Source organism: Campylobacter parajejuni (assembly GCF_046764905.1).
In the GTDB taxonomy this organism is placed as follows: domain Bacteria; phylum Campylobacterota; class Campylobacteria; order Campylobacterales; family Campylobacteraceae; genus Campylobacter_D.
The window spans coordinates 58689-85016 of sequence record NZ_JBKORB010000001.1; the positions used below are offsets into that span (position 1 = coordinate 58689).

Annotated in this window: 23 protein-coding genes and 1 pseudogene; 2 read left to right on the forward strand and 22 right to left on the reverse strand. The window is 30.4% G+C overall.

The features are described from left to right. Positions 1 to 547 precede the first annotated feature (547 nt). Positions 548 to 4027, reverse strand: a pseudogene (locus ACLL8X_RS00295) (putative barnase/colicin E5 family endoribonuclease); the annotation flags it as partial. On the opposite strand from ACLL8X_RS00295, the gene ACLL8X_RS00300 reads away from it, so the two are divergent. Next, the gene (locus ACLL8X_RS00300; protein ID WP_411988963.1) at positions 3984 to 4160 is read left to right on the forward strand and encodes a hypothetical protein; all 177 of its coding nucleotides are present in this window, start codon (positions 3984 to 3986) and stop codon (positions 4158 to 4160) included. The pseudogene ACLL8X_RS00295 and the gene ACLL8X_RS00300 overlap by 44 nt on opposite strands. Before the next feature lie 1185 nt (positions 4161 to 5345). Here the strand turns inward: ACLL8X_RS00300 and ACLL8X_RS00305 are convergent. The 19 genes from ACLL8X_RS00305 to ACLL8X_RS00395 all read right to left on the reverse strand — a co-directional run bounded on the left by ACLL8X_RS00305 (position 5346) and on the right by ACLL8X_RS00395 (position 20588). After that, positions 5346 to 6914, reverse strand: a complete 1569-nt coding sequence (locus ACLL8X_RS00305; protein ID WP_411988964.1) for a hypothetical protein — start codon at positions 6912 to 6914, stop codon at positions 5346 to 5348. Positions 6915 to 7249: 335 nt separating this feature from the next. Then, entirely contained in the window at positions 7250 to 7873 is a 624-nt protein-coding gene (locus ACLL8X_RS00310; protein WP_411988965.1) for a helix-turn-helix domain-containing protein, read from the reverse strand. Continuing rightward, the gene (locus ACLL8X_RS00315; RefSeq protein ID WP_411988966.1) at positions 7870 to 9540 is read right to left on the reverse strand and encodes a portal protein; all 1671 of its coding nucleotides are present in this window, start codon (positions 9538 to 9540) and stop codon (positions 7870 to 7872) included. The genes ACLL8X_RS00310 and ACLL8X_RS00315 overlap by 4 nt, the downstream gene beginning before the upstream one ends. 252 nt (positions 9541 to 9792) lie before the next feature. Beyond that, positions 9793 to 10278 (reverse strand): hypothetical protein, encoded by a 486-nt coding sequence (locus ACLL8X_RS00320; RefSeq protein ID WP_411988967.1) that lies wholly within the window; start codon positions 10276 to 10278, stop codon positions 9793 to 9795. A 118-nt stretch (positions 10279 to 10396) separates the two neighbouring features. Further along, positions 10397 to 11179, reverse strand: a complete 783-nt coding sequence (locus ACLL8X_RS00325; RefSeq protein WP_411988968.1) for a hypothetical protein — start codon at positions 11177 to 11179, stop codon at positions 10397 to 10399. Next, the gene (locus tag ACLL8X_RS00330) at positions 11176 to 11379 is read right to left on the reverse strand and encodes a hypothetical protein (RefSeq protein WP_411988969.1); all 204 of its coding nucleotides are present in this window, start codon (positions 11377 to 11379) and stop codon (positions 11176 to 11178) included. Before ACLL8X_RS00330 ends, ACLL8X_RS00325 begins: the two co-directional genes overlap by 4 nt. Further along, positions 11354 to 11722 (reverse strand): hypothetical protein, encoded by a 369-nt coding sequence (locus ACLL8X_RS00335; RefSeq protein ID WP_411988970.1) that lies wholly within the window; start codon positions 11720 to 11722, stop codon positions 11354 to 11356. Before ACLL8X_RS00335 ends, ACLL8X_RS00330 begins: the two co-directional genes overlap by 26 nt. Positions 11723 to 12011: 289 nt before the next feature. Then, positions 12012 to 12401, reverse strand: a complete 390-nt coding sequence (locus tag ACLL8X_RS00340; protein WP_411988971.1) for a YcbK family protein — start codon at positions 12399 to 12401, stop codon at positions 12012 to 12014. A 132-nt stretch (positions 12402 to 12533) separates the two neighbouring features. Beyond that, positions 12534 to 13139, reverse strand: coding sequence for a hypothetical protein (locus ACLL8X_RS00345; RefSeq protein WP_411988972.1), 606 nt, complete (start codon positions 13137 to 13139; stop codon positions 12534 to 12536). Positions 13140 to 13248: 109 nt separating this feature from the next. Beyond that, positions 13249 to 14838, reverse strand: coding sequence for a DNA primase (gene dnaG / locus ACLL8X_RS00350; RefSeq protein WP_411988973.1), 1590 nt, complete (start codon positions 14836 to 14838; stop codon positions 13249 to 13251). Then, positions 14835 to 16034, reverse strand: a complete 1200-nt coding sequence (locus ACLL8X_RS00355) for a DnaB-like helicase C-terminal domain-containing protein (RefSeq protein WP_411988974.1) — start codon at positions 16032 to 16034, stop codon at positions 14835 to 14837. The genes dnaG and ACLL8X_RS00355 overlap by 4 nt, the downstream gene beginning before the upstream one ends. Continuing rightward, positions 16035 to 16343: a hypothetical protein gene (locus ACLL8X_RS00360; protein WP_411988975.1), complete on the reverse strand. Its 309-nt coding sequence runs from the start codon at positions 16341 to 16343 to the stop codon at positions 16035 to 16037. A gap of 11 nt (positions 16344 to 16354) precedes the next feature. Then, on the reverse strand, positions 16355 to 16705 hold the full coding sequence (locus ACLL8X_RS00365) for a hypothetical protein (RefSeq protein ID WP_411988976.1): 351 nt from the start codon (positions 16703 to 16705) through the stop codon (positions 16355 to 16357). Positions 16706 to 16779: 74 nt separating this feature from the next. Then, positions 16780 to 17076 carry a hypothetical protein gene (locus ACLL8X_RS00370; protein ID WP_411988977.1) on the reverse strand — a complete coding sequence of 99 codons (297 nt, stop codon included), beginning with the start codon at positions 17074 to 17076 and terminating at the stop codon, positions 16780 to 16782. A 4-nt stretch (positions 17077 to 17080) separates the two neighbouring features. Then, positions 17081 to 18121, reverse strand: a complete 1041-nt coding sequence (locus ACLL8X_RS00375) for a hypothetical protein (protein WP_411988978.1) — start codon at positions 18119 to 18121, stop codon at positions 17081 to 17083. Positions 18122 to 18170: 49 nt separating this feature from the next. After that, the gene (locus tag ACLL8X_RS00380; RefSeq protein ID WP_411988979.1) at positions 18171 to 18593 is read right to left on the reverse strand and encodes a hypothetical protein; all 423 of its coding nucleotides are present in this window, start codon (positions 18591 to 18593) and stop codon (positions 18171 to 18173) included. Continuing rightward, positions 18590 to 18886: a hypothetical protein gene (locus ACLL8X_RS00385; RefSeq protein ID WP_411988980.1), complete on the reverse strand. Its 297-nt coding sequence runs from the start codon at positions 18884 to 18886 to the stop codon at positions 18590 to 18592. The genes ACLL8X_RS00380 and ACLL8X_RS00385 overlap by 4 nt, the downstream gene beginning before the upstream one ends. After that, positions 18883 to 19305 (reverse strand): DUF1353 domain-containing protein, encoded by a 423-nt coding sequence (locus tag ACLL8X_RS00390; protein WP_411989218.1) that lies wholly within the window; start codon positions 19303 to 19305, stop codon positions 18883 to 18885. Before ACLL8X_RS00390 ends, ACLL8X_RS00385 begins: the two co-directional genes overlap by 4 nt. A 134-nt stretch (positions 19306 to 19439) precedes the next feature. Next, positions 19440 to 20588: a tyrosine-type recombinase/integrase gene (locus ACLL8X_RS00395; protein ID WP_411988981.1), complete on the reverse strand. Its 1149-nt coding sequence runs from the start codon at positions 20586 to 20588 to the stop codon at positions 19440 to 19442. A 436-nt stretch (positions 20589 to 21024) separates the two neighbouring features. On the opposite strand from ACLL8X_RS00395, the gene ACLL8X_RS00400 reads away from it, so the two are divergent. Beyond that, a complete protein-coding gene (locus ACLL8X_RS00400) occupies positions 21025 to 22380 on the forward strand; it encodes a Cj0814 family flagellar-dependent secreted protein (RefSeq protein ID WP_411988982.1) in 1356 nt (451 codons plus the stop codon). A gap of 283 nt (positions 22381 to 22663) precedes the next feature. Here ACLL8X_RS00400 and ACLL8X_RS00405 read toward each other — a convergent pair whose 3' ends face one another. Continuing rightward, the gene (locus ACLL8X_RS00405) at positions 22664 to 23077 is read right to left on the reverse strand and encodes a hypothetical protein (protein WP_411988983.1); all 414 of its coding nucleotides are present in this window, start codon (positions 23075 to 23077) and stop codon (positions 22664 to 22666) included. Continuing rightward, a complete protein-coding gene (locus ACLL8X_RS00410; protein ID WP_411988984.1) occupies positions 23078 to 26323 on the reverse strand; it encodes a cytochrome c biogenesis protein in 3246 nt (1081 codons plus the stop codon). Positions 26324 to 26328 lie beyond the last annotated feature (5 nt).

Genomic DNA, 26328 nt, shown 5'->3' on the forward strand with positions numbered 1-26328 from the left:
TTAAAGCCGTGTTTTTATCTGCATTTTGTAAAAAGCTTTCTATATCCTCGCTTAATTTGCTAAAATCACTCTCTCTACTCTCGCTTTTTCTAGCCGTTTTTACAAAGGCATCGCTAAGATAATTTTGCAAATTATTCATTTTTGGCATAGCTATATCGTGCGTTATATTGAAAAACCCCCCTGCATTATCATAAAACATAGTAAGGGTTCTGCTTAAATTTTCTAAATTTTGCTTTTCTAATTCTTGCAAGGCTTTGACTACATTCGCATTAGCTCCTTTTAAAAGGCTGTAAAATAGGGCTTTATTGGTATCTTCAAGCTTGGTTAAAGACTTTTCGCCCAAAGCTTGTAAGACTTCGTTTTTTTGATTGTGTAAATCTTCGCTTGAGAATTTTAAAGGGCTTGATTTTAACTTGTCAATTTCATTTTTATACTTAGAAAATAAAACAAGGCTTTGCTCGCTTAAGGTATTTTCTAATCCTTCATTAGACGCATATGCAAAGCGTTTAATCTTCGTTTTGTCTGTATCTAAAACAAGACGCACTAGCATTTCATCATCTTTTAAGTTTATGTTAAAATGCTCTTTAACTGCCCTTTTATATTTTTCTAAATTTTCGCCTTCAAGGGCTTTTATCGCTTCGCTTCTGTGATTTCCTGCTAAAACTTGCCCATCGCTTAAAATAATAGGATTTCCATTTTTCAAATCGCCCTTTTTAGCTACAAGTAAATCGGGATTAAAATCTTTTGTGATTTTTTCTATTAAATCCTCTTGTTTGCCCACTCTTCCTTGAGTTCTTCCGTGTTCAAAAGTAGGCTTAACCTGTTCTTTTTTAACCACTACATATTCTACGCTTAAAGGCTCTTCATTGTCTTTTAAATAGATTTTTTCAGTGTTTTTACTTGGCAACGCCCCGTTAGCTTTTTTTGGTATAATTTCATCGGTAGCCCCTGCGGTGTTCGCATCTTTGCTACCCTGCCGAATGAAAGTAGGGATAATGTCGGTGTCTTCAAATTCCTTTAAAATAGTATTGATTTTATTTGTTTTAAAAGCGGTTAAAATAGTCTCTTTGTCATCTTTAGTCGCTAAAAGATAATAAAATTCTTTTCCATCGCTAAATTTTTTAATAAATTTTTCTTTTTCTACTCCATTTTCTACTTTTTTAAAAGCAATATCGGGGTCGTTTAAAGTCGGTTCAATGAGATTTAAATATTTTTGTCTTTTTGGGTCTTTTTGAATGTGATTGAGATAATTTTGTTTATTTTTAAAATTATCCTTTAAATTTAAAAATTCTTCGGGGCTTATTTCTTTTGGTAAGGATAAGGGTGTTAAATCTTCTAAAAATTCTTTAATGCTTTCTTTATTTAGTGGGTTTGCTTCGGCTTCGCCTCGCAAAGACGGATTAAGGGTGTCTGTAAAATCGACATTGTGAGAAGTCGTTAGACTTCGTGGCAATCCATTCTCTGCATTAGTAATCGTGTTTTCGCTTAACCTTTTAATCCCTATTGTTTGCCCTTGTTTTAATCCTCCACTTAAGGCGTCTTGTCCTTGTTCTTCTTCCTTTATTCTAAATGCGGCTTCTTGCTCGGCTTGCATTTGCCTTATTCTTGCTTCTTCTTCTTCTCTTGCTTTTTGTGCTTTTAAGGCATTAGCCTTAATGGTATTTTCTTTTTCTTCGTTAAATTTCTCTAAATTCTTAAAAAACTCATCTAGTAGCTGTGTGGTTTGGCTGTTAAAATCACTCTTTTTAACTTCATTTTCTAGCTTTATCTTAAAATCTTCATAATTTAAACTTCTGCTTAAAGCCTTTTTTAAATGATACCTTAAGGCTCCGCCTTGAATTTGCTTTGAAAAAAGTCCAAAAAGAATTTTTTCGGGCATCAGTCTAAAAATAGGGTCAAAAACGCCTTTTATAACTTTCTGTTTTATCGCTCCTTCAGCACTTGTGGCTAATCCTGCTCTTAGCTTTTCGCTCGTGCCTTGAGTGAAGTTTTTAGCTATACTTGCATCATTTTTATAAAGCTTATGAAAAGCTTCTACTAATTCTAAAAATTCTTTTGCTTCTTTTGAATTAAAAAGCGGTTTTTGTGCTATAATTTGGCTTTGGTTAAGTGAAGTAAAAGTGCCTTCCTTTGCGTTGGTTTCGCCGTTTTTGCTTGTAAAAGCCTTAGACTGAATTAAATTAAGGTTTTCCAATTCCTTTTTATTCATTCTGTCTCTAAAAGCTGTTAAAACAAATTTATCATCGGCGTTTTTTTCTAAAATTATTGTGCTTAACTCAGTTTTAATCGCTATTCTGTCTTTATCCGCTTGTAAAATTGTGCCATTTTTAATATTCTCATCTAAATGAGAAATAAATTTTAAAGCCTTTTCCTCGCCCCATTGTTTGCTTCTTTGTTCGATAATATGCTTTAAGCCGAATTTAGAGTCCCCCCAAACCAAGTCTATATCGCCTAATTCTTCTCTGTAAAAGGCTCCTTTAACTTGCCCTTGTTTCTCTTCTAAAAGCTTATTGATGGCATCTTGTCCTTTATGGTAAAACTCGCTGTAATTAGTCCCAAAGTCGATTTTTTGGATTGCTTCGCCTTTTTCAAAGTCTCGCAATGACGGGGTGGGGGTGTCTCTAAAGTGGTCATTACGCCCCGCCTTGTTCGGTGTGCCTTTCTCATCCCCTACCAATTCCTTAACTCTATTTAAAAAACTCTCACTATCAAAAACGCTTAATTTGGCTCTGTCATTTTCCACAAGAGCATCTTTAAAAATTCGATTTAAAATTTGCATTTCGATAAAGCCTTGATTTTCGCTTCCTAAATAATTCTTAAGTTTATTTAGATTATTGACACCCCCTTCGCCTTGTCCTTTTGCAAATTTGATTAAGCTATCCACCACTTCATCTACGCTTTTTTGGGTATCTTGAAGTTTTAATCTTTTTAAACTCTCATTTAATTCTTTCATAGTAGCATAGTCTTTTAAAGCACTAGAATAAAGGGTTTTGATACTTTCATAAGCGGCGTTATTTTCTTTAAAAATATTGTCTATTCCCTTGTCAATTTCTGTTTTTAAAATATCCTCTGCGATTTTTTTAACGCTATTAATAAAATTGGGGCTTTTGTCTTTATTAAAAATATAATAATTTAGATTTTTTCTAAAATTATTTAGCTTTGCAAAATGCACGCCTTCCTTAGCAAAAACACTATTTTCTAAGTCCCTTAAAAAGGGCGTTGCTTCTTCTAAAGGCACTCCATTATCCATAAATTCAGCCTTTATTTTCTCATAAGGCTCTCTATCTAAAACGACTTTGATATTGTTATCATAAAGCCTTGAAATTTGATTTTCTACTTCCTTAAAGGCGTTTTTATTGCCCTGTTCGAATTCATCTAAAATAATCTTTATTTCATAAGGGTTTATCTCAAGTTTGGCAAGATTATTTTTTATGTTTGAAGTGGCTAAATTTAGCATATTTTTTAAATTGCTTTGAATTTTTATATCATCTTTGGCAACTTCAAGCAAATAAGCAAGTGTTGAGCCTTCTTTATCGCTTCTTATTAAATCTAGCATCTCTTGTTGTTTGGTTTTTAAAGAGTTTTGATTAAAAATTTCGGCTAATTTGCTTATTTTTTGGGTTTTAATGTCGTCTTTTCCATATTTTTTAATGAATTCTTGTTCGATTTTATTAAGAAGGGGATTTTTTAAATCTTCACTTCTAACGCTTCCTCCAACGCTTGCTTGAGTTTGTTTTAACTGGGCTTTCATCTCGGGTGTAAAAACTTCGTTTATGATATTTTCAGCCGCTTTAATGTTTTGTGTAGGTATGGTTTTTAAAAATCCTAAGGGCGTTCGGCTGATTAAATCCTTACTCGCTTCATAAGCCTTTTTTAAAGGTTTTGCGCCGTTTTTAAGCCCGTAGCTTAGTCCTAAGATTACGCCATCTCCTACCGCACTTAAAACGCCCGCTTCAATAGCATATTTTAAATTGGTGTTAAAATTGCTTTCTCTGTTTAAATACATATCGGCTACTACCGCATCCATTGACGCCCCTGCAAAGCTTCCAACGGCGCCTCCTATTATAGCATTTCCTGCTATACTAACGGGACTTTTGCCCCTTTTTGCTCCTGCTATGGCTCCGCCTACGCCTCCTATGATTTCGCCTTTTGCATTGTAAAGGGTGTTTAAAAAATTATCAGAAAAGCCTGTATTGACTAAATAATACTCTTCTTCTGCGTTAGCATTGTCATTACGAGCCGACTTGTTCGGCGTGGTAATCTCATTCTCAGACGGGGCGGGGCTTTTTCTTTTAATAAAATAAAGTCTGTTTTCTTTATCAAGCCCTACATCATCAAATCCGCTTAACTCTGCTATTTTATAAGCTTGTGCTAAAAAGTCTTTTTTATACTCTTCTTTTTTTTCTTTATCTTTAAAAAGGTTTTGAAGTAACTCGCCTTCGTGAAATTGTTTAAGGGTATTAGCCGCTTTAATTATCTCTTCGCTTATGATATTTTCGCTTTTAAATTTGTCTTTAAATTCTTTTATATTTTCTTTATCATCTTGAAAAAGGGTATTGAAAAATCCTAAATCTTTTTCGATAAATTCTTTTTCTTCTTTAGTGAATTTATCTTTTTGGCTGAGTTCTATGCGGCGTTTTTCATCTTCAAATCCTCTTTTAGCATAGCCCCCAAAAATATATTTATCATTATCTTGTTTGCTTAAAATTCCCTTTTGATAATCTTTTAAATCTTCATATTTTTTCCCGCTTTTAATGTCGGCTCTTAATTCTTCTTTTAAAGCCTTTTTAGCCTTGTCTTCTCTTTGGCTGTCTATGTATAAATTTTCATTGTTAAAAAGCTTATTGGCTGTATTTCCTACGGCATCCACTGCTTCATCGGGTAGAATCCATTTTAAAGCTTCTTTTGCACTTTTAGTCGCTGTATTTAAAAGGGAAGTGTCTTTTAAATAATTCATATCGTGCTTTAATTGTGTATCGTCATTACGAGCCGACTTGTTCGGCGTGGTAAATTCGCCGCTTGTATTGCCTTTTTTAAGCTCTTCATTCATCAAAGAAAAATCGTTATTGTAGTTTTTTTCCAAAGCCTTAAAATCATAATTTTTAAAATTCTCATTAGTCTTTAAAAAATTATAAACTTCTTCTTCGTTATACCCTGCCTTTTTCGCCGCTTCAAAATCAAAATTCACAACAATTCCTTTATCTTCACTTTGTCGCTAAGCTAGCTTATCAAATTAAGGAGTTTATAACTAAACAGAAGAGAATTCATCACTAGCTTAGCGTTCTTAAAGTGTAAGATAAAAGCACTTTTTTAAAAAGGGGCGTGATTAGTGGGGCTTAAAAAGCTTATAATCTCCATTTACTCCTATAAACATTTTTGGCCCTTAAAGAATGATTATTTATGATTTTATTTTCTTCACAATAAGGAGCTTTTACTTCTTCATTGACTAAGGCACTGGCTATGCAGTCTATGCAGTCATCTTTTCTAAAGGGCTTTGCAGGATTAAAGCTTAATAATTCTTTTTTGATTTGTCCCAAGCCTTTGGCTGTATTTAAAAAGCACAAAAAACCTGTATTATAGTAAGGCTTTAAGGCTTTTATCTTTTCTACTTTAGATAATTTCCTATTTGCACTATAATTTTTGATTTCATTAGTGATTATATTCTGTCCTGTTCTTTTTAGCTTTTCATTAACCTTGATTAATTCTTTTTGCAAAAGTCTATAAAGTATAATCCCCCCGCCATCATTTTCAATAAAACATTTAGCCTTAGGGTATTTAATCAAGACTTCTATAAGCATAAAAAGCATCTTCTCTTCGTCCCAAATTCCATAAAAGCAGTCTTTTACAATATATCTTTCTTTATTATCCATTCTATCAAGTGCTATAACTACAATAGCACGATTATCCGCATCACTTTCTAAACTTGTGGCATTATCTACAAAAACAAACTCGTTATTTTCGTTAATTTCATAGCTAGGGATTTCTTTAAAATAAACACTTTCAAAAAATCCCGCTTCCTTAGCTTGAGGCTCTTGTTGGTATTGTGTGCTAAACTCATCTTCGCCCATTTGTAATTTTAATTCTTTTAATTGTTCTAAATTATGCTTTAAAGGAAAAAGCGGTTCGTTAATAGCTCTTTTATAATAAAAATCACCTATTTGATAAATCTTTTCTTCATCATTTAAGGCTTCAAGCTTGATAATCTTCCATTTAGCTATGATATTTTTTTCAAAATTCCTTTCATCAAGTAAAAAACCGCACAAATCTTCATATCCTAACCTTTGCATAAGTATAGTTAAATTTGAGTTTGTATCTTGCAAACGGCTTAAAACACTCTCTTTGAAGTTTTGATTGACTAGCTTTCTACTTGCTTTGCTTGACATTTCGCTTACTTTTATGGGGTCATCGATTAGAATTTGGTGTGCGTGAAATCCCGTTATCGCACTTTTTAAAGTCGTTACAAAAAGTCCCCCGCCTTCTCTTAAAACAAACTCATTGGCGTTATCTTGCAAAAATAAAGGCTTTTCGTTAAAAACGCTTAAATAAAATTGACTTTTGATTAAATCCCTGACTTGATTAGATATTTTCCTGCAAAGTTCATCACTATAAGAAATATAAATAAATTTTCTTGTTTTATCCGCTCCTAAAGCCCACGCTATAAAACTTCTTGCTATGGTTTCAGTTTTGCCATAAGATGGAGGCATATTTAACATTAAACGGGTAATGAGTTCATTTTGTGGGGCGTGGGTGTGTAGGGTGTAGCTTAAAATTTTACACAAATATTTAAAATGCCAATTATCCAAAAAAGGGGCTTTGTTGTATCTTTCCCATTTTAGCTTTAAAAAGGTATAAAAATCCCTTTTTGCTAATTCTCTCAGTAAAAGCTCTTTTTTATACTCATTGATATTTTTCATAAATTTATATTAAAGTTTTTAAAAGACTTTAAAAAGGGGCATAAAGTTTAAACGCCGTTTAACCCGCTAAAATCACGGCGTTAATTTTTTTAAATCGTTTAAGCTTATGCTAAAGCGGGTTATTATAAAATTTTTATCGGTGATAAAGAGTTTTAGTTAAGGAGTGTTAAAACTTCCTTGACAAGCTCTAAAAATGAAATTAAAACATTTAAAATTTTAATCCACATTAAAGCCCCCTTTCTTAACGACCGAGACTTTTTAGCAAACTTAAACAAGAAATTATAATATTTTTTTCATTCGATGGACTTTAAATCGATGATTTTAACTATCTTTTTTCACTCTTTCTCACTCTCTAAACTTTGTATTCTTTCCATTAGTTCTTTATTGCTAAGTTTGCTTAAATCTTCATTTATATTTACCACTTGCAAATTTAAACTCGCATCGTTATTACCATAAAAGCTTTTCTGTAAATTACTTAAAATACTTACAAATTTTTCAGCACTTGAGATTAAAGCGGGGTTTGCTTTGTCCGCTTTTCTTAATCTTGTCATTCTTATAAGTTCATCTTTGGCTAATAAGGCTCCTAAAGTCATATTTTTTTGTAAAAAATTTAAATTCATCGCTTTTAAAAGGATTTCATCGGTTACCCCATCAAGCAAGTTGTTTTTCAAAATCTCATCAACTTCACTTAAACTATCATTTAAATTGTCTTTTAATTGTTGCTTTAATTTTCTTGCTGTGTTATCGATAATGGTTCCAAATTCTTTTTTAACCAAATCTTTTCTAACATTGCTTTGTAAAATATCCTTTAAACCCTTAGCTTTTTGCCATTTTTCCTTTTGTATCCAAGTCATTAAGGTGCGGTAAGTGATATTGAATTTTTTAGCCACTTCTTTATTTGAGTCTTCGTGTGTTTCATAGTATATTCTTATCTCATCTTTTAAGTTTTTATCTATCATCTTAAATCCTGACCGCCCTTTTGCATACTAGAATTATGTTCATCATCGCTGATTTTATGGGCTAATATTCCTTGTGCGGTGTATTTACCCGCTTTGGCTCTTTTTTCGTTAATCTCTGCTTCTTTTTTCTGTAGTTCTAAAATCGCCGCTTGTTGTTCTAGTTGTGCCTGTGTGCTTTGAGACATTTGAGCTAATTTTTCATTATAAGTTCTCATTAATTCTTTAACATCATCAACTATTGGACTATCTATATCTTTTAAGATTAAAGGTAAAAGCTCTCTTGTAAGTTCAGGTTGGGTTGTGTGTAAGACTTTGATTATCTCACTCCATTGTATAAATCTTTCTTCATTGCTTGAGTTTTTAAGTTTAGAATGGTATTCTAAATCAAAAACACCGATTTTTATTTTATTTTTTTCATTTTCATTTATACCAAAATACCTTATGCCCCTATCTTTATCCACTATTTTAAAAATTTGCTTTTTAGTGAAATAATTTTGCATTAAAATTAAAGCCTTTTTAAATATAGCCTTTTCCAAATCATCGCTCTTTTTTAGAAAATCCTGTAATCCCATTAGCCCCGCTTCTTTTCTTTGTGCTATGGCTTCCCCGCTTGTGCGGTTATTTGCTATACCTAAAAACTCATCATTTAAGCCGCTTAAGATTTTTGCTAAATTTCTTTTTTCATTGGTCTTTATGCTTAAGGCGTTTATATCGTTGTGATGGTTTATGAATTGAATTTTATTTTCTTTTAAAGCGTTGGGATTAACTTTCAATACAGCATTATCTAAGGCTATATTCTCAACAAATTCTTCAGTATTTAAAACAGCGTCCGATTCAAAAAGGGCTTTAAAGCTTCCTAGCATATTTCCCATTTTATTTTCTGCAAAATTAATATAATCTTGCATAGGCTTAATATCTCTAAAAAGTCCATACCAGTTATTTTTGTCATCTATATGGTATTTTGATATTACAAAAGGATGCATTCCGTTTTTAAAAGGGCTTTGCTCTATGTATAATATACCCTTATCATTCCAGAAGTAGCGGTTAAACACGCCTTCTTCTTTTATCCAAGTTTCTATGATATTAACTCTTTTATCGCCGTTGTAATTATCAGGTGTGAATTCTTTATTGAAAAAATCCCTAGCTTCGTAATAATCCATATTTAATCTTTTATGGAATCTTCTTGCATCATTTGCGTTAGAATCTTTAGAAAAAGCATCGATTAAAAAGCTTTTTGTAGGAAGAGTTTTTAAACTTATAAAGCGGTTTTTAAATTCATCTTCTTCAATCCATAACTCACACACAGCCATACCAAAAATAAGTTCATAATCCTTTTTCATTATCTCTTTATCGTAAAATTCAGCATTAGAAAACACTTTTAAAAGGTCGTTTAATAAATAGGCTAATTCCTTATCTTCTTCTTGTCTTCCGCTGACTATTATTTCACTGATACTTTGGGCTTTATAACCTAAAATTTTATTGATAATCATCTTAAAAATATTTTCTATTACGGGGCTTTGTCCCCTTGAAAGAATAGTATGTAAATCTTCATCGCTTAGTTGTTTTCCGTGATAATACTTCAAGGCTTCTTTGTATTCTTTTAAACTTGTTTCATTGGCTTTTAAATCATTATGATAAAGTTCTTTTAAATCATATATTGTTTTCATTCAATCACTCTTATTTTAAAATCTTTTTAGATTTTATTTTAAAAAACTTAGTTTTAAAAAGGGGCGTGATTAGTGGAGTTGGGGTGTAGAAAATGCTTTTTAATGAAACTTTTCATTTTATAAACGAGATAATTTAAGCCTTAAGAAAAAAGCTTTTTAAAGCTTTAAGTTTCTTAAGTGCTTAACTCTTATTGAGTGTTAAAATGAAAAGTTTTAATAGTTAAAAAAATAACTTTTTATAAGTTAAGAATTTTAGCTTTTTTTATGTAAAATATCAAAAAAATTAATCTCTTGTTTTTTTACGGGTTCATCGTATTTTTTTAGCCAATTTAAAAAGTCTTTTTCCTTTTGTGTTTCTATATTCGTCCTTGCTGCATTTGCATAAGCATTAGCCATACTTGCTTTTTGTGCGTTAATATTAGAATGAATTTGCTTTTCTTTTAAAGCTTGATTTTTATCATAGCTTTCATATTCTTTTTCCAATAAATTATTAGAAGTTCCTTTTTGAATATTGCTTAAATCTTTATTTATAATATCCCGTTCTAAACCTTGTTTTTGTAAGGCTCTCATTTCTTCATTATTTTTATAATTTTGATAATTTGATACAATTTGATTAAATTGTAAAAGTGAATTAGTAAAGCCTTGCGTTCTTGCATTTCTTGCGTTAATTAAAGCATTTGTAGCATTATTGACATTAGCCAAAGCTCCACGACCTGCGCTTATATCTAAAATAGGCATTTTATATCCTTATCAAGGAAGGGCTTTAAGCCCTTTTTAAAAGAAATTTGAAAATGTGTATTAAAAAATACACGCACATTTTAAAAAATTTCTCTTTTTAAAAAAAGGGGCGTAAATTTCACTCTTTGATATTAATCACATTATCAATCACTTTTATTTTAATGCTATGGCTTATTTTAATATTTTTATCGTTTAAGCTGTAAAAACTGATTTCAAATTCTCCTACTTCGTTACTTTTAAATAAAAAAGTATTGGTTTGGTAAGTTTTTCCATTAAAGATAAAGCCGCTTTCATTTTTAGCAAAAATGCTAACTCCCCTTAATATCATCGCTTCATCTTTTACAAGTTCTAATTTTGGAGCCAAAATGCTAACTTGTTTCACACTAGCATTAGCATAAGCTAACTCATCAAGGCTCTGTTTTACTCTATCCATTAAGGGCTTAAACTCATCAATCAAAGAATTTGAATTTCCGTTGCCGTCTCTATCTTGTCCTATGGCAAAAATGGAATTTTTAATTTCTTTAAAATAACTTTGCCAACCACTTAAAGCCGTCGTATTTTGTGCGTTCATCACTACATTAAAAAGTCCCACTAAAGCATTGCATTTATTGATATTTGCATTATCCCAAACGCTTTTAATCATACTTTGGGCTTGGACTAAATTTTTAATCAATTCCACACTTGCATTTTCATATTTATTTCTAGCTTCTAGATTTTTAAGCTCTATCTCTTGTCTTGTTTTTTCTTCTAAAATAGCTAATTCTCTGTTTTTAAGCTCTAATTCTTCCATTTTTAAGGTTAAATCAAGGGCTAATTTAAACCTAGTTTCACCACTAAAAGAATACATTTTTAAAGCTTCATTGCTGAGCTTGAAATTATTAATAAAACTTACCGCATTCATTTTTCATTTCCTTGTAAATCTTTAATCTTCTCTACATTTATCACGCATTGTTTATAATGATAAAAAAGCATTGAATAAGCGTTTAAAATTTCTATTTCATTACTTACAAAAGGCTTTGGCAAGGGTTTTATTTCTAAAAGTTCAGCGGGTATTTTTACCCTTTCAATTTGAATTTTAGTCGCTACTTGTTGCGTTTGCATCCCACAGCCTATCAGCCATAGCATTAAAAAGCTTAGTAAGATTATTTTCGCCATTTTTAACCTCCTTATAGATATATCTATTTACATAATGGATTTTATTATTTAACTCATCTTTTGCCTTATTTGCTTCGCTTAAGGCTTGTATCTCGCTCTCGTGCCTTACTTTAAGCCTTAATAATTCTTGCAAATTTTGCTGATTTGCTTCTAAAGCTAAGTTTAAATCACTTCTAGCCTTGCTTAATTTGCTTTGCGTGCTTTCAAGTTTTAAGTAAAAATACCCTGTTAAAATCGCTAAAGAAATTAAGGCTAGATATAGCTTAAAATTTCCTAGTAAAAAATTCATTGCGTGTCCTTAAAATTTACTCTGTGTTTAAGTTTTAAAAAGGGAAGTTTTATTACAATTTTAAAGTTTAAGTTGGCTAACTTCTTTTATGCTGGAAGGAGGCTTAAATGTGGATTAAAATAATAGAAATTTTAATTTTACTTTTAAAGCTACTTAAAGAGCTTTTAGAACTCTTTAAGTAAAATAAACTTCTAAAAACATAAAAAAATTTTAGCACAACCGCCTTAGCTAAAACTTAAACGCTTTAAAAAATTTGCATAAAAGAAGGGCGGTTCTTTTATGCTTTGCATTAATTATAAGTCCATCTTGCTTTTGTGCCTCTAGTATCTAAATGCACAAAGCCCCCGTAAGCATTGTTAGGATTATGTTTAATGGCTATGCCTAATTCTCTTTCGCCGTATTTTTCTAGGATAAAGCTATGCACTTCTTCTGTTTTTACGCCCTTTACGATAAAATCCGCCGCTGAACCTAAAGTGTGTTGGCTTTTAGCCGCTCCACCTATTTTTGCGTTATGCTCCTTGCAACGATAGCCGCTATTGATGATTATAGGAGCCTTATAATGCTCTCTTATTTCACAAAGTATCTCTACTAACTCATCACTTGGCACATTTGCGGGTAATTCACATTTACCGCACTTGCATTTAAACTCATCTTCTTTGAAAAACGCATTTTCTTTCATTTTATTTCCTTTTTTAAATTTATTTTTCTAACCTTCTTTAAGCGGTGTGAATAAATCACACCCCGACCCTTTTTGCCTTGCAAAAAGCCCCCAAAAGCCTTTAAACTTGACCCATCTTATGCCCAAATGATTTCAAATCCTCGATACTTTAGAAAATAAAATTTCCTTTTCTCTAGTATTTGAAACAATAGCCCTAAGTCTTGAAATTTCATTATTGTATAGCTTTTCATAAAAGCTTATTTTTTGCAAAGTTAGCTCGCTGTTTTCGCTTTGCAAAACATTTTTAAACACTCCATAAAGTAAAGCATTGACTAGTAAATCATTTAAAAAAAGTTTTTCATTTTCGCTTTTATGAAAAACGCACACATTCGCCCAAACTTCTAGCAATCCATTAGCCTTTTCTTTTGGCATTAATGCTACACTTTGCATATTTGAAAAACTCATTAAATGGGCATCTATGTTTTCATTTTCTAAATGTTTTTTGTAGTTTTTAAGTTCAATAAGCTTTTTATTAAGCTTTGCTAAGATGATTTTTAAGGCTATTTTATCTAAATGCAAAATATTATCTTCAGGGCTTACTTCTTTAGTGTAATGGTTCACATTCATTTCAAATTCACTAATGATAATATTTTGCTCTTGATTTAAACTGGCTAATAATTCTTCATTAGAGTATTTATGATATACCCCTTCATCTTTTAAACGCCTTTTTAATCTTTCCAAAAATTCACTTATTAGCATTGTTTTTCCTTGTCATTATTGACATTCATTGAAAATAACTTTTGATTTTTTGATTCATTTTAAATCCTTTTAAAGGATTAAAAAAGGGGCGTGATTAGTGGGGGGGGGCTTAAAGATTTGCTAATTGTTCTTTTATTCCTAAAATCAAATTAATATTTTTTTCTTTTTGTGCTTGTTCTAAATTTAGCATTAAATCCTTTTTAAAAAGCTCTTTTAAACATAAAGAAAACTCTTCTCTATCCAAAAGTTCATCATCAGCCCCGCTTAAACGCATCAAATCATTATCGATTATATTTTTTTCTACTAAATTTTTAAAGCTTAAAGAATATTTTTTAAAATGATAAGGCTTTAAATACTCTTTTGCTAGATACAAATACTCATCTTTTAAAAGTGTATTTTTTAAAATTACTTCTTCTAAAGTGAAACTTGTTTTTTCTTTTTTATACTTTTTTTCTAAAAACTCCTTTTTATCTACTTGCAAAAATTCACAAGCTTTTTTAATCAATTCTTCTTTTAAAAAAAAGTTATTCTGTGCTAGGATTAAAGCCTTTAATTTTAAAAAAAAGCTATACTTGCTTTTGCTATCTAAACACTCTTTTAAATTCATTTTTACATAATACTCAAAGCCGTCATAATCTTTAAAATGCTCCTTTGCTTCATCAGCCTTTACCCCGCTTAAAAGCAAATCGTTAAAATCCTTGTGCCTTTTGCTTTTTAAAACTCTAATTTTTACCTTAAAAATACCCTCTTTGAAAAACATTTCTAAGGCTTTTAAATTGGCTTTTATTCCTGCTTTATCCTTATCAAAACTTAAGATATATTCAAGTTCGCCCATTTTATTTAAAAGGCTTAAATGTGAAAGAGTAAAAGCCGTTCCACAACTTGCAACTACATTGAAAAAACCAAGCTTTATACAACTTAACACATCAAAATACCCCTCCACCACTAAAACCTGATTTTCTTTTAAAATCACATTTTTAGCATTTGAAAAATTATAAAGATTTAAGGATTTTTGATACAAAAAGCTTTCTTTAGAATTGATGTATTTAGCAAGAGTTGGTGTGTTTTCATTGGCTCTTATTCTAGCACTAAAACCTATGATTTTATGCTCTTTGTTTCTTATGCTAAAATTAAGCCTTTTAGCAAAGGGTGTAAAAATCCCCTTTTCATTTTCATAAAAGATATTAAGCTTTTTAGCAAGTGTAAATAAATTTTGTTCTTTTAATTTTCTAATGAGTAAGCCTTCATTTTTCCAAAGTCCTAAATCATATCTTTTGATATACTCTTCATCAAAACCTCTTTTTTTAACTTCTTCTAAGGCTTCTTTATCGTTTAAAAGCTGATATTTTAAAAATTCATTAATGATTTCTAGCATTTCATAAAATACTTTTCTATCTTTTAAGTTTTTATCATTGCTTTTTTGAATTTCAAGTTTGGCTATATTCGCAACTTCTTCTATGGCTTCATTAAAGCTAATATGCTTAAAATCTTCAACAAATTTAAAAACATCGCCGCCTTTGTTACAACCAAAACAATAAAAAAAGCCCTTTGCTTCATTGACTACAAATGAAGGTGTTTTTTCACTATGAAAAGGACAATTTGCTGTAAAAACTCCGTTTTTTTTATGCAAGGGTATAAAGCTACTTATAATATCAACGATATTTGCTCTTAATTTAATCTCATCTTTATTTATAATCAAAATACTTCCTCTATATTATCAAGTTCTTTTTTTACATCTTCAACACTGATAAATTCAGTCGCTTTAAAATCATTTTTTAAATCCATAAAGCTTCTGCTGATGGGATTAAAAGCGACTTCGCCTTGAAAATGTTTGCCTGTTTGTTTGTTTTTTTTGAGTTTTATAAGGCGTCTGTATTCGTCAAATTCATTGTTTCTTTGCGCTAAATCATCTTTTTTGGGCTTAATCTTTTCTATTCTTAAAATAATACTTGCTTCGTGTGCTCCTTTTTTGCTTCCAGTAGGACTTTCTGAATCAGTTTTTGAAGTTTGAATAATCAGCATTATAAACACCCCTAAAGAATGGCAAATTTTAGCTAGGGCTGAAAATTTAAAGCTTTCTTTTTCTTCCATATTTCCCAAGCCTTTTGAATTAACTTCTATTCTCATTTGAGAATCGATTAAAAAGTATTTCACACCCCTTTTAGCTAGTCTTTTGATATTGCTTATAATCTCACTTATCTCATAGCCATCATTGATGATAAAAAAATTCTCATTTCTTAGCTTTTTATTTTGCTCTTTTATGCTTCTTAAATAATAATCCACGCTAAATTCAAAAGAAAAAAAGCCCACTTTTTTATAGATTGAAAAATGCTCCAGTATTTGCAAGGCTAAAGTCGTTTTTCCTGCTTCGGCATCGCCGCTTATTAGCATTAGCTGAGCTTCTTCTAACCCTCCATTAAAAGCATTATCTATAAAAGCAAGTCCTGTGGATAATTTAGCTAATTTAGGCTTATTTTCATAGTATTTTAACCACTCATTTAAGTCCATAATATCTTTTGTTTGTATATCCATTTCATTACTTAAAACATTTAAATCAAGTAAAACATTCTCATTGCTTGCATTTAAAAGTTGATTTGCGATTTCTTTTTGCTTTTTGATTTGATATTTTTTAGCTAAAATAAAGCCTTGTTTATTCACAAGTGGATTAACATTTGCACTGATTAAAGCTATAAAAAAATCCCTTGCTTTTAATTCTTCGCTTAAACTATCAATAAAGGTGCTTAAGCTTAAAAGATTTTTGTCTTTTAAATCTAAAATAGTATTTAAATACCTTCTTGCTTCTTCGCTAAAAATTTCAAAACTTAATTTATCGCAAAATTTATTTATATTTTCGGGGTATTCTATAAAGCTTCTTAAAATTTCTTTTTCTAGCATTTAAAGTCCTTTTAATAAAGTTTTGATTTGTAAAATTTCTTTTTCCATGTATGAAGGTTTATTCACACTCCCGCTTGATTTTAATCTTTTCATTTGAAGTTCTTTAAGGCTTAAATTTTTAAAATATTTTTCAAAACTTCTAACAAGTTTTTTTAAATCGTTTTTGGTAAAAACATAATTTCCTTTTGTATCTTGTTTTAGGGATATTTTTATATTGTTTCTTAAGGCATAACGCTTAATATCATAAATATAAGAAACACTACTTAAACCCCTTTTTAAACACCATTCATCAAATCTTAATTTTTTCATTTTTAATTCCTTTAGACAATCTCATTAAACCATTTGGGTAAAATTTTAAAAATCTTTATCTTATAATACCTTGCCAAAAGCTCTTTTTCTTGTAAAAAACTCTTATCATCAAAACCTATGATTTTTGTTTCTTGTATTTTTTTGTCGATATGATTTTCAATTGTTTTTACACAAAGTTCTAAAAATTCCTTAAAATAAATAAACTTATATTTACTCACACAATTTAAAAAAAGCTCTTGTAAAAAGCTCTCTCCTAAGTTTTCTAAACTATCGGTAAGTTCTAAAAAAAGTCTTTTTTCGCTGTTTGTAAATTTCAAGCCATCTTTGGTTAAAAAGGCTTGTTTAAACTCTGCTTTTTTCATTTTTAAACTCCTTAATTAACACATAAGCAAATAAGTCATTGCACTTTAAAAAGCTTATATATTCTTCTAGGGCTTTATTGATTAAATAAGCTTGAGATATATTCTCTTTCTTCGCTAATCTTCGCAACTTTGTTAAAATACTTTTTCTTAGCCTTATTTTTTTGTTTAATTTTTCTGCGTTCTCTTTGAAATAATACATCTTTTTTACTCCTTTCTATTACGAAAAAAACCCTTAAAGCCCTTGCTATAAACTCATCTCTACTTATATTTTCATAAAGACATAAAGCACTCATTAGCTCTATTTTTTCTTTGGTAAATAAAATATTTGAGGTTCTTTGCTTAGCCCTTGATTTTTTGAATAAATAAGCCATTTTTTCAACTTAAAATAAAAAGGTCTTTATTTTCATCATAGCTTACGACTTTGCCCGCTATTTTAACCCTGCTTAAATCAAAATCACTTCTAAAATTAAATTCGCTTTCTTGCTCTAAAACAAGGTTTAAAATCTCGTTTTGATTTAAACTTTCATTTTTAGTCTTTTCTATTACCCAAAGCCCTTGCCAACCTTTTAAAATCGCCGTATCTATCATCTTAACAATACTTAAACCCTTGCCTTTAAACTCTAAGCATTTTTTAACCAAAGAATTTTTGCTATAAATATTTAAAGGCTTTTTCATACTTTTTCTATACTCAAAAAACTCTTTGATTTTTTCTATCTCTAACTCACTAAAACCGCTAAAATCAATATTGATACTTTTTTCCTTGTTTCCCTTAAAAAATATAAAAACATTTTTATCTAAAATGCTGTATCCATAAAGATTTTTACTTTGTAAAAATTCTTTATTTATATATGTGCGAAAATTTCCCGCCAAGCGTGAATTTTGCGTTGGGTTTAAAGTGCCATTTTTGCTTAGTTCTTGCTTCTTAACTTCGCTTGAATCCGTTAAAAATAGGGCTTTGTTTTCTAAAGTATCGTTTTTATCAGTGTTTAAGGCTTGTTTTTCTTCTTCTTGATTGGCTTTGAAATTTTTATTTTTTTCTTGAGTAAATTCTTCTTTTTCTTCATCTAAATTTTTTAAAATTTCTTCCTGTTCTTCTGTTGAGATTTTTTCTTCGTATTCTTCAAAATCATTATCAACAAAAATCACACTATAAAATTTAGAAAATTTATTTTTTTCATCTACACCTTGAATTTTTTTGATGAAATTAAAATCTATAAGTTCTTTTATAGCATTTTGTGTAGTTCTTAAGCCCATATTGGCTTCTTTTGCTAAATGTGCGGTGTTACACTTCCAACTTTTAGGCAAAGATGCCAACAAAACAGCCATTAATTTAGCATTATTGCTTAAATCTTTATTTCTTATAATCTCATTTGAAATTATCGTAAAATTGCCTTTTAACTCACTTTTTATAATCATTTTAACTCCTATATCTTATTAATATTTTCTTTTATAATTTTTCGCCTTTTCATAGTATCCATCTGTAATAAAAACTTAAAAAAAGGCTTTCTTCCTTTCTTTTTATAATTTCTTCTAGCAGCTTTTTTAGGGCTTGATTTTTTGTAAAATCATCTAAAATAAGCGCAACTTTCTCATTAAAATTCACTAAACAATACCCATCATCTTCTTTTTCGATTGACTCTAAAGTTATATTTAAAGCCTTAGTAATATCGCTTGAAATTTCATCAATAAGGCTATGCAATAGCTTTAAATTATCTTTTTCCTTAAGGCATATATATTTATAATCTTTAAAAGTTAAAAAGCTAAAGCTTTGCTCGTAAAGTATGCCGTTATAAAGTCTTATAAGGATTTTATTATTTTGTCTTTTAACTTCATAGCTTTTTATGCTAGAAGCTTTTAAGTATGCGTTCCCAAATTTAAGGTATTTCATCGTTTTTCTTCCTTTATCCTATAATCAAATTTCAAAAATTGCCAAGTAGGCATATCCACATCAAACCACTCATCATTTTTTGAGAATTTAGCCCTTTTTTGTATTTTCTTTCCCCTTAAAAATCCGTCCATTAAGTTTATATAAAAGCTTATTTTTAGATGGGTATTGCTTTGTATGCTATTTTTAAAAAACTCTTGCTCTTTTTTATCTAAGCTTTTAAAAACATCGATTAAATCAAAGACATTTATCTTTTCTTTTGTGTGTAAAGGATTTTCATATTCTTTATAATTCATCTAAAAACTCCTTTTAAAAAGTATTTTAAAGTGTGAAAAGCATTGCAAGAGTGATAAAAGATAAAGACTTTAAAAGGATTGATTTTTAACTCTTTCAAGGCTTGTTTTAAAGCCAAATCAGCGTTCTTGTAGGCTATTTTTTGCAAACGCAAATTATCTATCTTTTTTGCCCCGTCACATAAAAAATCATGTATCACGCAAGCACTAAAATACTCACTTTTAAAGGGCGGATATATACTCCAAAAAAGGCGAGGTATCGATGCTCCGTCTGTTTTGTATCCTGCTTTAATACTTCCACCAACTTTTACTTTCTTATTTTTTAAAACAATAAAAAAATTAAAATCATAATCTTTTACAACCTCAAACCTATCCTTATCAAAGGGCTTTACACACACCCTTTTTAGCTCTTTTACACTCATAAAATTTAGCTCCTTATTATCTTTTTCAATATGCTTTAACCAATCCACAAAGTCCCCCGCTTTTTTATAAATAAACCAACCCATTTTAAGTTCGTAAAACTCGCTAGAATATTTTGCTTTAAAGCCCACATAAATCATAAAATATCCTTTAAAAACTCTGCTCTTTTATTGTTTTCATTCTCCATATACTTAGAATAAAAACTCCAAGTCGTTTGGGTGTTTGTGTGTCCTAGCATATTTGAAACCCACATAATATTTTCACCCTTATTTAACATCAAAGACGCAAAAGAATGCCTAGTATTGTAAATGGCTCTGTAAGTGATATTTAAAGCGTTTAATAGCTGAATGTATTGCACTTTTAAAATAGAGTTTTGAAAGTTTTTAATAGGTTCATTTTTAAATTTCAAATCAAATAAAAAGCTATCTGGACTAAATCTATTTTGCTCTTTTCTTTTTTCAATCTCTTTTAAAATCTCATTTTCTAAAGTCGGTAACAAATCTATTTTTCTATGTGAATTTGAAGTTTTGCAAGTATTGATACCGCTTATATTATTTACACTTTGTTCGATGATGATTTTTTTGTTTTCAAAATCAAAATGCCTAAATTGCAAAGCTAAAATCTCACCCGTTCTAGCCCCACATAAAAGAGCCGTGTATAGATAAAGGCGTATTTCAGCCCTTGAGTATTTGAGTAAGGCTATGATTTCTTTTTCATTAAAAGGAAAAAGCTCTTTTTTCTTTTCTTTGGCATAGCGTTTTTTAAAGAATGGGTTATGCTCTATATAATCATTTTCATAAGCATATTCTAAAACCCTATTTAAGGCTAGAGCCTGTGCTTTGATGTGATTTGTGCTAAATTCGCCCTTAGCTCTTAACTTTTCTAAAAACTCATAAAATTCTCTAATGTCTTTTTTGCTAATATCTTTTATAAGTTTATTTTTAAAAAATATTCTTGCGTTGATGAGTCTTTGTTTGTTGGTTATTTGTGATGTTTTTTTAAGTCCGTTAATGCTTTTTAAAAATAGCTCACAATGATAATCAAATTTTGCTTCTAAGTCCTTATAATAGCTCTCATAAAAGCTTTTAAAATTGCTATTATCTCCTGTTTTGATATAAAGCTTCACAAGTTCATCGCCCTTAGCTTCCAAAAACTCTTTAGAGCTTTTGTTTGCTTTAAGTGTGCTTGAAAATCTTAATCTTTTAAGCTCATTTGCCAAATATAAGCTCACATCAAAATAATAAATCCCTTCTCTATCATAGAGTTTGTATTTTTTAATTTGCATTTTCTTTTCTCCTTTTTTAAATTTCATAGCAGGGGTAAATCCTAGCTTGGTGTAGGGATAAATCCCCTTAACTCTCAGCCTTGCACCCAACTTAACGCCCAATTCGCCTCATAAAAGCAAAATTTTTTAAAAACTTTAATTTTGTTTTCTTGAGACAAAAAATTTTTATTTAAATATTTGGATTTATAGACCTTTAGTAGCGTTTTAGTTCTTTAAAAATATGTTTTGAAAGTTTTGTTATTGTGCCAAAATCAAAACAAGACTTAAAACCCTACAAAATAAGACTTTAAACCAAAATATTTTAAAAATTAAGAGTGTTTGTTTAACATTTTTGACACAGCCTAGTGGGACATCTACCCCCACCCCAAAAAGAGAAAAAATCCTAAAAAAGTTCCATTCTTTGTATAAATGAAATAAAAGCATTAAAAAAATTTATATGAGTATCTTTAGTATCAATGATAATTCAAACTATACTTCTATACTTTCACAAAGTAAAGCTAATAAAGAAAGTAAAGAAAAATCTAAAATAAGTTTTGCTAATGCTTTTTTAAAACAAAATGCTAGTAAATTAAATGAAATTCAAAGTGCAAATTCACAAACTCTAGCAAGAAGTGAAGTGTTAAATTCTACTAATACAACAAATACTAGTAATAACACTAATCTTAGTATTAATAATACCACTCAAACAACTTCCCCTAATTATAATATATCCAGTGAATTTAAAAACTCTATTTATGCTCTAAAATACAAACAAGCTGATATAAGCACTACCACTAATACAGCCTATGGTTATAGTGTAAATAAAGATGGCTATATGGGAAGTGATTTTAATAAAGCCGCAGGATTGCCTGAAGATTTTAAGATACATAAATCTACTTTAGATGAGATTAAAAAGACTGCTGAAAATAGACCTGATGTTTTATATGATAAACAATACTTTGGTGTAAGTGAATACTATACAAATATAGATATGGCTGAAACCATAAAACAATACTATAATCTTTTTTCTAATGCTTTAAATCAAAGCTTTCCAAGTGATAAAAATAGTTTTAGTGAAAAAGATATAAATTCTATGCCTAAGGGTTATGCTATGAATGGATTTTACAATGGTGATGGTATTTTTAAACACCCCAATCCTGTAAGAAATGATAGCATGAGAGTTAAGCATTTAGCAAATTTTTCTGATGCTTTTATCTCAAATGTTTATAAAACCCAAGAACAATTTGATGAAGCAAATAATATTGATTTTGATTCTGGTGGTTTGATAACAGGAATTAAGCCTCAAACTTTTGGCTTATCCTTAGAAGAAATAAAAAATGTTTCTCAAGCTAAATATGAATGTGATTTTAAACCTGATATGTCAGTTTATCCACAAAATGAAGATGGAAGCTATTCTAAAGAAGCTTTATTTATGAGTTTTTTAAAATCTCAAGAAGGGCGTCCTGTTGAAAGTTTAAAAACTACACTTAATCCAACTATAGAAGCACATAATAGAGCTATGGCTAAAGAAAGCTTTAGTGGTCCCGCAATCAATATTGATAGTATTATGACAGGTAAAAGCGATTTTAAAAGCTTTTTTAGATATTGGGCAGAACGAGGCATAGCAGGAGGACAGCTTTATATGTATGATAAAGGCATAACCCCTAGACAAGCTTTGGGTAACTGGGCTTTAGATGCTGAGATTAAACAAGCTCTTGCTAACGGCTGGAAAGCAAGTAGTGAAAGTATAAATTCTTATGCTGATTCTATAATGGATAGATTAAATAAGCTCATAGGACAGACTAGGGTTTAAGTTAGAAATTGTTTTAGCTTGACTTGTTATTGCAAGACTATTCGTCATTACGAGCTTATGCAGTAAAGCGTGGTAAGCTTCGTCATTGCGAGAAAGCTTTAGCTTCAAAGCAATCTATATTTAGAAATTCAACTCTAACGAGTTTTGCGATGATGAAAAAAAAAGGGGGGGGGGGGATTAAAAAAGAAAATATTGTATTTCATACAAATTTACTTTAAAAATCGAAGTCAAAAAATAGGATAAGAAAATAGCCGATTTTAACCAATGCCTTTTAAATCAGTTTTTATTGCATTCTTTTAGCCAATCCCATATACTCATAAGCGTCAATTTCTTGTTTATAGGAGCTTGAGTTTTGTTTAAGCTCTTTATTTAAATAGCTTATAGTTTTTGCACTTGCTTGAGGATTTGCCGCAAGAGTAGAAACAAATTCTAATTTCTTTTTAGTTAGCTCATCTAAATTCGCAGAGATCTTTAAGCCCAGTTTGTAGTCCTGCAAATAAAGCTTGACAAGTTCTTTTAGCTCCTCATCGCTTGCTCTAGAAGCAGCACTTATCAAGCTCTCTAAATCACTTAAATTTTCTTGCTTCAACAAGGCTTGTTTTTTGTCTCTTTTATCGCTTAAAATAAAATAAACAATCACACTTAAAAACAATAAAAGCGCTAAAGCAATACAAAAAATAGCCAAAAAAAGCTTCATTTAAAGTTTGCCCACAAAATTTCGCTTCCTTCTTGCAAAAAGAGCTAAAATCACCATCAATGCAAATCCCCAATACACATAATCAGGAATTTGAGCCGCCTCTCCTGCGGCATAAGAATGAAGCCCTGTTAAAAAATAATTTACCCCAAAATAAGTCATAATAATCACCCAATAAGCAAACATACTCCACAAAGCAAATATGAATTGATTAGAGTATCTTGGTATCATCCTTGTGTGTAAAATAGCCGCATATACAAGTATGCTAACTAAAGCCCAAGTTTCCTTAGAATCCCAGCTCCAATACCTTCCCCAGCTCTCATTTGCCCAAATGGCACCTAAAAAATTCCCCACAGTAAGCAAACAAAGTCCCAAAATCATCGCCATTTCGTTAATCCTTGTGGCTTCTGTGATATTTCTTAAAATATTTGCATTGTATTTTCCATCTTTTTTAAGAAAACACATTAAAAATAGCACAAAAATTCCAAGCAAGGCGCAAAGTCCTAAAAATCCATAACTAGCCGTAATAACAGATACATGAATACTTAACCAATAAGAATTTAGCACAGGGACAAGATTGGTAATTTGTGGATTCATTTCACTTAAATGCGCCACCATCAAAACAACGCCCGATAAAATCGAAGTTAAGGACAGGGCAATAGGGCTTTTGCGTGAAAAAAATATGCCAGAAAGCGACAAAGCCCAAGCTATATAAACCATACTTTCATAAGCGTTACTCCAAGGTGCGTGTCCTGATAAGTAAGCACGAAGTGTAAGACCTAGAGTATGCACTATAAAGGCTAAAATGTTGAGTATATAAACCACCTTAAATATAAAAGTGATTTTTAAATGGGGCATAATCATTTTTGAAAAAACAAGCACTAAAAGCAAAAAACCTGCAATCAAATAAACAGGAGCTAGTTTTACAAAAAGCTCCATTTTATTAGAAAAAATTTCCATTTCAACCTTTGTTTGACTCGGCATAACCTTGTATCCTATTTTTTCCTGATATTCTTTAATCAACTTTAAACCTTCATCAGCCCTAGTCCAGTTATTGTCTTTAAAGGCACTCTCAACAGCACTAAAATAATTTTTTATCAAAGCCAAAACCATATGTCCTTCATCTGCTTTAAGAGTAGTTACAGCAGAAAAAGGAGCAAGCCAGACATTATTTTCGCTATTTTGCACAGGAATAAATTTAAATAATTCGCCGCTAAAAACTAAATTTACAACATTAGCTCTTTCGTCTAATTTTATAATTTCTTTATCAAAAACCCCTCTAGCATTAGGATTTTTACGATTTGCATTTTCAACATATTTTTGAAGCTTATAACGATGATTTTCATCAAAAAAATCCCTATAAGTTATATATTTTGCACTAGGAATTTCTAAAATATTTGCAATAGAATCCCGAACAGCTTTATTTTCCGGCATCAAAATAAAGGGTTCTTTTTGCCACTCATCCACATCAACCAACATAGAAAGCATAATGGCATTGGAATCTTGTCCCTTATAACTATCGCTTTGATGGATTTTTTCCAAAATTTCTCTTGATAAGGTATCAAAAGGCACCATTCTCCCATCGACTGATTTTTGCACTATTAAGGTGGCTAAAGCCCTAGCGTGATGGGTATTTACCACAGGTAGGCTTGAATTTAAATCCTTGGCAAAGCTTTTTTGAACTCCAAAAAACATTGATAAAAGAAAAAGAACCAAGCTTGTGTGCTTTAAAGTGTCTTTATTAATCAATCTTGCTAAAGTCCTAAATCTCGAATGTGGATTTAAAAAATTCATAAACATTCCAAGACAAAGCAAGAAATAACCTATGTAAGTAGGAATTTTGCCCGGGTCTTTATTTACAGATAAAATAGTCCCCTTTTCATCTTGGTCATAAGAGCTTTGATAAAACCTATAACCTTCATAATCTAAAACATTATTCATAAAAATCCTGTAATCAAAATTTTCATCCTTATTTTTTACACTAATTTCACTAGCATAAGAAGCTGGAGACATAGAACCCGGATAACGCTCTATCACAAAATCCCTTAAGTAAATTTCAAAAGGCAATTTTTCATAAGAAAGCGCCCAAGAGATGAAAAATTTCTGACCGGCAAGTTCTATCATAGTAGGTTTGCTATACTCAACAATATAAAATTCTTTACTTTCATTTTTATAGCTTAATTCTAATTTCAAAGCATTAGAACCGGATAATTCTAAGTTTTTATTCTCATTACTTAAGGCAAAGTTTTCAAAATGCAACAACAAAGAATTCTTCCAATTTTGTGGCTCTCCAAAGGTGGAAACCAACATAGTTCTAGCCAACTCTAGCCAAGCCGATTTAAACCACAACCAAAAACTTTCATCTTCAGCTCTATTTGAGCCTTCTAAAGTCTTTTGTGCGTTCAAAGAAGCGGTTTTAACTACAAAACTAATATCTTTAATTTCATAAAGTCTTCTTTCTTTAGCATTTGCTTTTTCTCCACTTTTAAGTTCTAAATTCTTTCCATCTAACATACTTAAAAAAGGCAAATTTTCGCTCGAACTTAGGCTTAAATTTTCATCAATCTTCACAAAGGGTGCTTTAACTTCATCATTCATAAAGGCAAAATTTATCCCTTCTATGTTTTTAATCTCACCTTTTTCAAATTCCATATCCATACCTTGAGAGCCTTTTTGAGAAAGCATTAAAACCAGCAAAGGATTGGAATTATTGTTTTCTTTATAGCTATAATGGGCATTTAGGATTAAATTTTTATATTTTAACACAGCCTCATCATCGCCTAAATTAAGTTTGAGTTTAAAAGAATTTGCAAAGGGTAAATTTCCTATATAGCGGTCATTGCTGATGCTATAACGCTCTCCATCTTTTATAGCAGAAAGGCGAAGAGAGCTTTTAGAACTTTCTATGAGTGAATTTTGAGTGTGTTCTCTAATAGCTAAGACGCCTTCAAACCCGGCGTATCTTGTCATTGCAGAACCCACTAAAATAAATAAAAAAGAAATATGAAAAATCATTAAAGGCAATTTTTTAAGCCCAAACATTTTATAACGAAACATTCCGCACAGCAAATTAATACCCAGTAAAAGTTGTATATACTCAAACCAAAAAGTATCATAAATCATAGCCCATGCCGTAGGAGTTCCATAAGCACTTTCAATAAAAGTTGCCAAAGCACAAAAAAGTGCAAAAAGCAAGAACAAAACTATGGAAATTCTTAAATCTCCTATGCTTTTTATTATATTTTTCATTTTTT

Bases quoted from the DNA above. Each gene is read 5' to 3' on its own strand.
- ACLL8X_RS00410 (WP_411988984.1), bottom strand. From the start codon at position 26,323: ATGAAAAATATAATAAAAAGCATAGGAGATTTAAGAATTTCCATAGTT.
- ACLL8X_RS00385 (WP_411988980.1), bottom strand. From the start codon at position 18,886: ATGAATTATAAAGAATATGAAAATCCTTTACACACAAAAGAAAAGATA.
- ACLL8X_RS00400 (WP_411988982.1), top strand. From the start codon at position 21,025: ATGAGTATCTTTAGTATCAATGATAATTCAAACTATACTTCTATACTT.
- ACLL8X_RS00365 (WP_411988976.1), bottom strand. From the start codon at position 16,705: ATGAAAAAAGCAGAGTTTAAACAAGCCTTTTTAACCAAAGATGGCTTG.
- ACLL8X_RS00390 (WP_411989218.1), bottom strand. From the start codon at position 19,305: ATGAGTGTAAAAGAGCTAAAAAGGGTGTGTGTAAAGCCCTTTGATAAG.
- ACLL8X_RS00360 (WP_411988975.1), bottom strand. From the start codon at position 16,343: ATGAAAAAATTAAGATTTGATGAATGGTGTTTAAAAAGGGGTTTAAGT.
- ACLL8X_RS00305 (WP_411988964.1), bottom strand. From the start codon at position 6,914: ATGAAAAATATCAATGAGTATAAAAAAGAGCTTTTACTGAGAGAATTA.
- ACLL8X_RS00310 (WP_411988965.1), bottom strand. From the start codon at position 7,873: ATGATAGATAAAAACTTAAAAGATGAGATAAGAATATACTATGAAACA.
- ACLL8X_RS00315 (WP_411988966.1), bottom strand. From the start codon at position 9,540: ATGAAAACAATATATGATTTAAAAGAACTTTATCATAATGATTTAAAA.
- ACLL8X_RS00330 (WP_411988969.1), bottom strand. From the start codon at position 11,379: ATGCAAACGCAACAAGTAGCGACTAAAATTCAAATTGAAAGGGTAAAA.
- ACLL8X_RS00395 (WP_411988981.1), bottom strand. From the start codon at position 20,588: ATGCAAATTAAAAAATACAAACTCTATGATAGAGAAGGGATTTATTAT.
- ACLL8X_RS00405 (WP_411988983.1), bottom strand. From the start codon at position 23,077: ATGAAGCTTTTTTTGGCTATTTTTTGTATTGCTTTAGCGCTTTTATTG.
- ACLL8X_RS00345 (WP_411988972.1), bottom strand. From the start codon at position 13,139: ATGCTAATAAGTGAATTTTTGGAAAGATTAAAAAGGCGTTTAAAAGAT.
- ACLL8X_RS00370 (WP_411988977.1), bottom strand. From the start codon at position 17,076: ATGGCTTATTTATTCAAAAAATCAAGGGCTAAGCAAAGAACCTCAAAT.
- ACLL8X_RS00325 (WP_411988968.1), bottom strand. From the start codon at position 11,179: ATGAATGCGGTAAGTTTTATTAATAATTTCAAGCTCAGCAATGAAGCT.
- ACLL8X_RS00340 (WP_411988971.1), bottom strand. From the start codon at position 12,401: ATGAAAGAAAATGCGTTTTTCAAAGAAGATGAGTTTAAATGCAAGTGC.
- ACLL8X_RS00380 (WP_411988979.1), bottom strand. From the start codon at position 18,593: ATGAAATACCTTAAATTTGGGAACGCATACTTAAAAGCTTCTAGCATA.
- ACLL8X_RS00320 (WP_411988967.1), bottom strand. From the start codon at position 10,278: ATGCCTATTTTAGATATAAGCGCAGGTCGTGGAGCTTTGGCTAATGTC.
- ACLL8X_RS00355 (WP_411988974.1), bottom strand. From the start codon at position 16,034: ATGCTAGAAAAAGAAATTTTAAGAAGCTTTATAGAATACCCCGAAAAT.
- ACLL8X_RS00335 (WP_411988970.1), bottom strand. From the start codon at position 11,722: ATGAATTTTTTACTAGGAAATTTTAAGCTATATCTAGCCTTAATTTCT.
- ACLL8X_RS00375 (WP_411988978.1), bottom strand. From the start codon at position 18,121: ATGATTATAAAAAGTGAGTTAAAAGGCAATTTTACGATAATTTCAAAT.